Raw genomic sequence first — 8,024 nt, 5'->3', positions numbered from 1 at the left:
CTGTGAATTGTGAACTGTGAACTGAATAAGACTGTGAACTGAAAAAAAGGGGGTTTTTAAATGGTGGATTTACACTCTCATTTAATATATGGAATTGATGATGGGTCAAAGTCTAGGGAAATGACTTTGAATATGCTAAGGCAAGCTGTCTTAGGGGGAACTACTAAGCTAGTTTTAACTCCTCATTATATGCCAGGGTATTTTGAAGTACCTAGAGAAGAAGTGAAGGAAAAGGCAGAGCTTGTAAGAAGCTTAGCAAAAGAAGAAAATCTAAATATTGATATATATTGCGGACAAGAAGTATATTACACATCAAATATATTAGAAAATTATAATAATGGATATATAGGAACAATAAATAATTCAAGATACATGCTTATTGAATTTAACATGAGGGATTTTTCTAGTAAAGAAGCTATTGAAAATATATATGAGCTGCAGCTTAAAGGAATAGTACCTGTTATAGCTCATCCAGAAAGATATAGAAAGTTTATAAAAAGTCCTTCTTTAATTAATGAATTTATAAAAGAAGGTTTTCTTTTTCAGCTAAACCTTGGAAGTATTACAGGAGAGTTTGGAAAAGAAGTACAAAAAAATGCAGAAAGCTATATGAAAAATAAAATTTATAGTTTTATAGGCTCAGATGCTCATAGAGATACACAAAGAAACCCTAATATGGCAAATGGAGTACAAGCTATAAAAAGTTTAGATAAAAAGTACTTTAATTACTTATTAGATTCAGGGGAAAATCTTTTAATTAATAAAGAAATAAAATATGAAGGAAATTTAATTAAAGAGAAAAAAGGGTTGTTTGGGATATTTAATAAAGTATAAACAAAATAAATATTATTATATATGAAAGGGAAAAGGGGTTGAGAATTAATAATGGAAAGACTTCAAATCAATGAACAGGAAATAATAGTAATTGAAAGAAAAGAAAGTGCTCTGTACAATATAGCTAAAAGAGCTTTAGATATTATAGCGTCGACATTGGGATTAATAATTCTAAGCCCTATTTTGTTAATTGTGGCTATTTTAATAAAACTAGAATCAAAAGGACCAGCAATATTTTCACAAAAGCGCATTGGATTAAATAAAAAAGAATTTAAAATGTATAAATTTAGATCCATGGTGCAAAATGCTGAAGAATTAAAAGAAAAGTTAGCAAAGAAAAATGAAATGTCTGGGCCTATGTTTAAAATGAAAAACGATCCTAGAGTTACTAAAGTAGGAAAGTTTATAAGAAAAACAAGTATAGATGAACTTCCACAATTAATAAATGTGTTAAAAGGAGAAATGAGCTTAGTAGGTCCTAGGCCAAGTCTCCCAAAAGAAGTATCAAAATTTGAACCATGGATGCTTAAAAGATTAAGTGTAAAGCCAGGACTTACATGCTACTGGCAGGTTTCAGGAAGAAACAATATAGACTTTGAAGATTGGATGAAACTTGATTTACAGTATGTAAATGATAGAAGCTTTTGGCTAGATTTAAAATTAATATTAAAGACAGCTACAGTGCTGCTTGGAGATGAAAATGCTTGTTAGAAGAGGAGGGGAGATGCTATGTTAACTGCGTTAATAATGGCAGGTGGTAAAGGAACAAGGTTTTGGCCTTTATCAACTGAAGAAAGGCCTAAACAATTTTTAAATTTAATAGGTGATAAGACGATGATTCAAATGACAGTAGATAGAATTAAACCGATTATACCAATAGACAGAATATTTATATGTACTGGAGAAAAATATGTTTCTTTGGTAAAAGAGCAATTACCAGAAATAGATGATAGAAATATAATAGTTGAACCAGAAGGAAGAAATACAACACCATGTATAACCTTATCTGCAATTATTATAGAAAGATATTATAAAAATGTAAATATGGTAGTATTACCTTCGGATCACTTAATTGAAGATGAAGAGGAATTTAGAAATACACTTTTAGCAGCAGATAACTTTGTAAATAAAAATGATAAGGCAATAGTAACATTAGGAATGAATCCAACTAGAGCAGAAACTGGTTATGGATATATAAAATATGGATATAATAAATTAAAATCTAATGATTTTAGAGTTATGAAAGTTGATACTTTTGTAGAAAAGCCAGACAAAGAAACTGCCAAAAGGTATTTAAGAGAAGGTTCTTATCTTTGGAATGGCGGAATGTTTATTTGGAGCATAAACAATATAATAAATCAAATAAGTATATACTCTAAAGATACATACAAAGCACTTTATCCAATTAAAGAGATAAAAGAAGAAAATTTACAAAACTTAATAAATAAAAATTATAATAAAACAGAAGCTATATCTATAGATTATTCAGTTTTAGAGAAATCTAAAGATGTGTACGTGATTCCAAGTAACTTTGGTTGGGATGATGTTGGAAGCTGGGAGGCGCTAGAGAGGTATAGAGAAAGTGATAAGTATGGAAATATTATATTAGGATCTCATAAAGCTTTAAATGCAGAGAACAATTTAATTGTATCTAATGAAAATAAAGTTTTAATAGATGGATTAAGTAATATTTATGTAATTCAAAATGAAGGTAAAATTATAATTGGCAATAAAAATAATGTAGCTAATGTAAAAGAGCTAAAGAATATAATATAAATTTTAAGTTTGATGGAGGAAATAGTAAAATGAAAAAAGTTGCTTTAATTACAGGTATAACAGGACAAGATGGATCATATTTGGCAGAATTATTATTAGAAAAGGGATATGAAGTACATGGGATAGTTAGAAGGCATTCAACTATAAATACTTCAAGAATAGATCATTTATTTGAAGATCCTGAAATTGGGAATAAGGAATTGTTTCTGCACTATGGAGACTTAACGGATTCATCAAATTTGAATAGATTAATAGAGAAAATTAAGCCAGTTGAAATATATAATTTAGCAGCACAATCTCATGTCGCAGTATCCTTTGAAGTTCCAGAATATACTGCAGAAGCTACAGGAACTGGTACTTTAAGATTATTAGATGCTATAAGAGAAAGTGGAGTTAAGTGTAAATTTTATCAAGCTTCAACTTCAGAATTATTTGGTGGACTTCCAGATACAGCTCCACAAAGTGAGAGAACTCCATTCTATCCGAAGAGTCCATATGGAGTTGCAAAGCTTTATTCATATTGGATAACTGTAAATTACAGAGAATCTTATGACATGTTTGCTTGTAATGGAATTTTATTTAACCATGAATCTCCAAGAAGAGGAGAAACTTTTGTTACTAGAAAGATTACAAGAGCAGTTGCTTCAATAATGGCTGGAAAACAAGAAAAATTGTCTTTAGGTAATATGGATGCTAAAAGAGACTGGGGATTTGCAGGAGATTATGTTTACGGAATGTGGTTAATACTTCAACAAGAAAAGCCTCAAGATTATGTTCTTGCAACTAATGAAACTCATACAGTAAGAGAGTTTGTTGAGCTTGCATTTGCTGAAGTAGGAATTGAAATTGAGTGGAAGGGAACAGGAGTAGATGAAAAAGGATATGACAAAGCTACAGGTAAGCTAATGGTAGATGTTAATTCAAGATACTTTAGACCAGCAGAAGTTGAACTTTTATGGGGGGACTGCACTAAGGCAGAAAAAGAATTAGGATGGGAAAGAAAAGTAAGTTTTAGAGGTTTAGTTTCAATGATGGTTGATGCTGATATGAAGGAAATCGTAGGTGTTAGCGTACAAGAATTCTTGGCTAATCAAGAAGTAGCTGCAACAAAGTAAATTTGTTTTTATAATGGACAGGCTTTTTAGCCTTCCATTATAAATAGTTTAAATTATAACGATTTAATTATGATGTAAACTGTTTATAATTGTGAAAGTGAGGATTAAGTATGAATAAGGATAGTAAAATTTATGTTGCAGGTCATAGAGGTTTAGTTGGATCTGCAATAGTAAGAAGCTTACAATCAAAAGGATTTACAAATATAATTTTTAGAACTCATAAGGAATTAGATTTAACTAATCAAAATGAAGTAAGAAAATTTTTTGAAGAAGAAAAGCCAGAGTATGTATTCTTAGCCGCAGCTAAGGTTGGTGGAATTAATGCAAATAATATATATCCAGCAGAGTTTATATATGAAAATCTAATGATTCAAAATAATGTTATAAAAGCAGCACATGATTTTAAAATAAAAAAGCTTCTATTTTTAGGAAGTACTTGTATATATCCTAAAATGGCACCACAACCAATAAAAGAAGAATATTTATTAACAGGATTATTAGAAGAAACTAATGAAGCGTATGCAGTAGCTAAAATTGCTGGTCTTGAAATGTGTAAATTTTTCAAAAGACAATATGGAGATAACTTTATAAGCTGCATGCCAACTAATCTTTATGGACCAAATGATAATTTTGATTTGAAAAATTCTCATGTATTACCTGCATTAATAAGAAAGTTCCATGAAGCTAAAGTAAATAATAGTAAAGTTGTGGAGGTATGGGGTACAGGGACACCACTTAGAGAGTTTTTGTATGTTGATGATATGGCTGATGCTTGTGTGTTTTTAATGGAAAACTATAATGGTGAACAACATATTAATATTGGGACTGGAGAAGAAGTTTCTATAAGACAATTAGCTGAAACAATCAAGAAAGTTATTGGGTTTGAAGGTGATTTAGTATTTAATACTGAAATGCCAGATGGAACACCTAGAAAGTTAACTACTGTTGATAAATTGAACAGATTAGGGTGGAAGCATAAAGTAAGTTTGAATTCTGGTATAAAATTAGCATATGACTGGTTCTTGAAAAGTTGTAGGTAGGAATTAATATGAAGAAGCAAAAGGTTTTAATAGTTCATAATTATTATCAAATTCCAGGTGGGGAAGATACTGTTGTAGATAATGAAAAAAATTTACTAATTGAAAATAATCATGATGTATTTTTATATACTAGACATAATGATGAAATTAAAAAAAGAAGTATGTTAGGCAAACTGATATTACCTTTGGAAACAGTTTTCTCTTTTAAAACTTACAGGGAAGTCAAAAAAATAATAAAAGAAAAAAATATAAATATTGTTCATGTTCATAATACATTACCATTAGTAAGTCCATCAGTATATTATGCAGCTAGACATAGTGGGATACCTGTTGTACAAACTGTTCATAATTTTAGATTACTATGTCCAGGAGCAACATTTACAAGAAATAATAAAATATGCGAGGACTGTGTGAAAAAGAATTTATATCATTCAATAAAGAATAAATGCTATAGAAATTCAATCACTCAGAGTTTTATTTCAGCTTTTAATTTATATTTCCATAGGTTAATCGGAACTTATAAAAAAGTTGATGGATATATAGCTTTAACTAATTATAATAGGGAGAAATTATCTACATTAATTAAAAGTAATAATATATTTGTTAAACCTAATTTTATGAAAGAAACTTTAGTTAGTAAAAAATACTTAAAGGAAGATTATTTTATTTATGTTGGAAGAATAGATAGGTTAAAAGGAATAGAAGTTTTATTACAATCTTGGGAAAAATTAGATAACATGCAGTTGATAATTGTTGGGACTGGACCGTATTTAGAAGGCGCAAGAAAGTTTATTGCAAATAAAAAGTTAAACAATATAAATTTAGTTGGATATAAAGACAAGAGTGAAGTAATTAATTTAATTAGAAAAGCTAAAGCCATTATAGTCCCATCTCAATGTTATGAAGGGTTTCCAATGACAATTGTAGAAAGCTTTTCTGTTGGAACAGCAGTGATAGCAGGTGCAATCGGAAATTTAGAATGTATAGTGGAAAATGAGGAAAATGGCTTATTGTTTAAATATGATGATCCAATAAAGTTAGCTTTAACAGTTAAAAGATTAAATGAGGACAGTGAACTTCTAAGAAAACTTAGTAATGGAGCTAAACAATATTATCGTAGAGATTATAATGACGAGATTAATTATAAAATTTTAGTAAATATCTATAATAAAGTATCGGGGGACATTGATGGAAACTAGTTATTGTGAAAATAATAAAATGGAAATTGATCTTAAAACTTGTAATATATTAGGTGTAAATATTAATGTTACAAATATGAGAGAAACAATAAAGTTTATTATAAGTAACATTCAAAATTTAAAAGGTAACTATATATGTATTTCAAATGTTCATACTACAGTTATGGCATATGAAAATGAGCACTATAAAAGTATACAAAATTTTGGTGTTTTAGCATTACCAGATGGTGGTCCTTTATCTGTAGTTAGCAAAATAAGAGGATTTAATGAAGCGGAGAGAGTAACTGGGCCAGATTTAATGGGAGAGATTTTTAAAATATCAAAAGAAAAGGGATATAAACACTATTTTTATGGTAGCACAGAAGAAACTTTAGAAAATTTAATAAAAAATATTAAAAATAAGTTTCCTAATTTAGAAGTGGTAGGAGCATTTTCACCACCATTTAGGGAATTAAATGATGAGGAGGATAAAGTAATTATAAAAGAGATAAACAGTAGAAATGCAGATTTCGTATGGGTAGGTTTAGGTGCACCAAAGCAAGAAGAGTGGATGTATAAGCATAAAAATAAAGTGAATTCGGTAATGATAGGTGTTGGAGCAGGATTTGATTATTATGCTGAAAGAATAAAGAGGGCACCTATATGGATGCAAAAGCATAATCTAGAATGGTTGTTTAGGTTAGCTCAAGATCCTAAAAGATTATTTAAAAGATATTTAGTTACAAATAGTAAGTTTATATATTTGAATATTAAGCATTTAGGTTTTAGAAAATAGGGTGAAGTTATGAAGATAGGAATTATTAGGCTTTATTGTGGTGAATCTGGGAAAAGTGGATATTATAACTTGCAAGAGCTTGGTTTAGCGAGAGGGTTGAAAACTAAAGGTATAGATACGGATATATTTTTTCTTGTAGATAAAAATGAAATTAGTGATGTTGAGGTACAAGAGATAGAAAAGGGGATACGTATTATTTACGTCCCAGCAAAAAAAATTGGAATTCATGGTGTTGTCTCACCTAAGTTTATATTGGAATATAATATTGATATAGTTCATTTAGCAGTAGATAATCAGTTAATTGCGCCTAAGTTTATTAAATTTTTACGTAAAAATAACATTAAATATTATTGTTATATTGGTTCTCTATACAGTAATAATAAGAACATAAAACAATTTATTATGAAGCTATTGCTTAAAAGAAATCTGATGTGGTATAAAAAATCGAATATAATTTCCAAAAATAATAAGATTTTTAAGCAGTTAATAGAAATGGGAGTAAATAACTGTAAAATTATACCGGTTGGGTTAGACTTATTTTGTATCCCTAAAGTTATAGAGGAAAAAAGTCAACTAAAAGAGCAACTTGGTTTTAATAGTAGGGATAAAGTAATTATTTATATAGGTAGACTAACAAGGGATAAGAGACCTATTGAGGCATTTAACATAATTGAAAATTTGATTACTAATAATGAAGACTACAAACCTGTAATTATTGGTGATGGAGAATTAAGAGAAGATATTAAAAAATTAATAAGTAAAAGTGAAAATAAGATTAAATATTCATATATACCAAAAATAAAAAATACTGAGATTCATAAGTATTTAAAGGTTACAGATGTTTTTATAAATACTAGTGAGGTTGAAATATTTGGGATGGCTATTTTGGAAGCTATGTACCATGAATGTAAGGTGTTTGCTAAAACAGCTCCAGGACCGAACCAAATTATAGATAACTTTAATAATGGTTTTCTTATAGATAATTATGATATAAAGAGTTGGTCAAATTTAATTGAAAATAATATAGAAAATGATAAAATTGGTCAAAATGCGAATAAAGCAATAACAAATTATTTTAATTGGGAAATTTTAAGTGATGAATTTGTTGATTTTTATTCTAAATTATAGAAGTTATTTATTTTAAGTTATAAAAGAATATATAATTTTTCATAAATATTAAATACATTTAGAAATGTGATATATCAATTGGTAACTTAAAATTAATAAATATAATCGAGAAAAAATTATACAAATTTTATATTATGTTTAACATAATTGTATTAAA

General features: G+C 28.4%; 8 protein-coding genes. All 8 read left to right on the top strand.

Going from position 1 to position 8,024, the window contains the following annotated elements:
* Positions 1-60 precede the first annotated feature (60 nt).
* The 8 genes from A500_RS00130 (at position 61) to A500_RS00095 (ending at position 7,867) form a co-directional block, all read left to right on the top strand.
* Positions 61-834, top strand: coding sequence for a tyrosine-protein phosphatase (locus A500_RS00130; RefSeq protein ID WP_016205571.1), 774 nt, complete (start codon positions 61-63; stop codon positions 832-834).
* A 51-nt stretch (positions 835-885) separates the two neighbouring features.
* On the top strand, positions 886-1,545 hold the full coding sequence (locus A500_RS00125; protein WP_016205570.1) for an exopolysaccharide biosynthesis polyprenyl glycosylphosphotransferase: 660 nt from the start codon (positions 886-888) through the stop codon (positions 1,543-1,545).
* A gap of 18 nt (positions 1,546-1,563) precedes the next feature.
* Positions 1,564-2,610: a mannose-1-phosphate guanylyltransferase gene (locus A500_RS00120; protein ID WP_016205569.1), complete on the top strand. Its 1,047-nt coding sequence runs from the start codon at positions 1,564-1,566 to the stop codon at positions 2,608-2,610.
* A gap of 29 nt (positions 2,611-2,639) precedes the next feature.
* The gene (gene gmd / locus A500_RS00115) at positions 2,640-3,725 is read left to right on the top strand and encodes a GDP-mannose 4,6-dehydratase (protein ID WP_016205568.1); all 1,086 of its coding nucleotides are present in this window, start codon (positions 2,640-2,642) and stop codon (positions 3,723-3,725) included.
* 110 nt (positions 3,726-3,835) lie between these two features.
* On the top strand, positions 3,836-4,765 hold the full coding sequence (fcl, locus tag A500_RS00110) for a GDP-L-fucose synthase (RefSeq protein ID WP_016205567.1): 930 nt from the start codon (positions 3,836-3,838) through the stop codon (positions 4,763-4,765).
* Between the two features lie 8 nt (positions 4,766-4,773).
* Entirely contained in the window at positions 4,774-5,964 is a 1,191-nt protein-coding gene (locus A500_RS00105) for a glycosyltransferase family 4 protein (protein WP_016205566.1), read from the top strand.
* Positions 5,954-6,739, top strand: a complete 786-nt coding sequence (locus A500_RS00100; RefSeq protein ID WP_016205565.1) for a WecB/TagA/CpsF family glycosyltransferase — start codon at positions 5,954-5,956, stop codon at positions 6,737-6,739. The genes A500_RS00105 and A500_RS00100 overlap by 11 nt, the downstream gene beginning before the upstream one ends.
* Before the next feature lie 9 nt (positions 6,740-6,748).
* Complete coding sequence (locus A500_RS00095; RefSeq protein WP_016205564.1) at positions 6,749-7,867, top strand: glycosyltransferase; 1,119 nt, start codon at positions 6,749-6,751, stop codon at positions 7,865-7,867.
* Positions 7,868-8,024 lie beyond the last annotated feature (157 nt).

It is taken from the genome of Clostridium sartagoforme AAU1, assembly GCF_000401215.1.
GTDB classification, from domain to species: domain Bacteria; phylum Bacillota; class Clostridia; order Clostridiales; family Clostridiaceae; genus Clostridium; species Clostridium sartagoforme.
The sequence above is the reverse complement of the archived record's forward strand: the minus strand, read 5'-3'. Positions and strand labels throughout refer to the sequence as shown.

Coding starts and splice junctions, on each gene's coding strand:
- A500_RS00130 (WP_016205571.1), top strand. CDS start 61: ATGGTGGATTTACACTCTCATTTAATATATGGAATTGATGATGGGTCA.
- A500_RS00125 (WP_016205570.1), top strand. CDS start 886: ATGGAAAGACTTCAAATCAATGAACAGGAAATAATAGTAATTGAAAGA.
- A500_RS00120 (WP_016205569.1), top strand. CDS start 1,564: ATGTTAACTGCGTTAATAATGGCAGGTGGTAAAGGAACAAGGTTTTGG.
- gmd (WP_016205568.1), top strand. CDS start 2,640: ATGAAAAAAGTTGCTTTAATTACAGGTATAACAGGACAAGATGGATCA.
- fcl (WP_016205567.1), top strand. CDS start 3,836: ATGAATAAGGATAGTAAAATTTATGTTGCAGGTCATAGAGGTTTAGTT.
- A500_RS00105 (WP_016205566.1), top strand. CDS start 4,774: ATGAAGAAGCAAAAGGTTTTAATAGTTCATAATTATTATCAAATTCCA.
- A500_RS00100 (WP_016205565.1), top strand. CDS start 5,954: ATGGAAACTAGTTATTGTGAAAATAATAAAATGGAAATTGATCTTAAA.
- A500_RS00095 (WP_016205564.1), top strand. CDS start 6,749: ATGAAGATAGGAATTATTAGGCTTTATTGTGGTGAATCTGGGAAAAGT.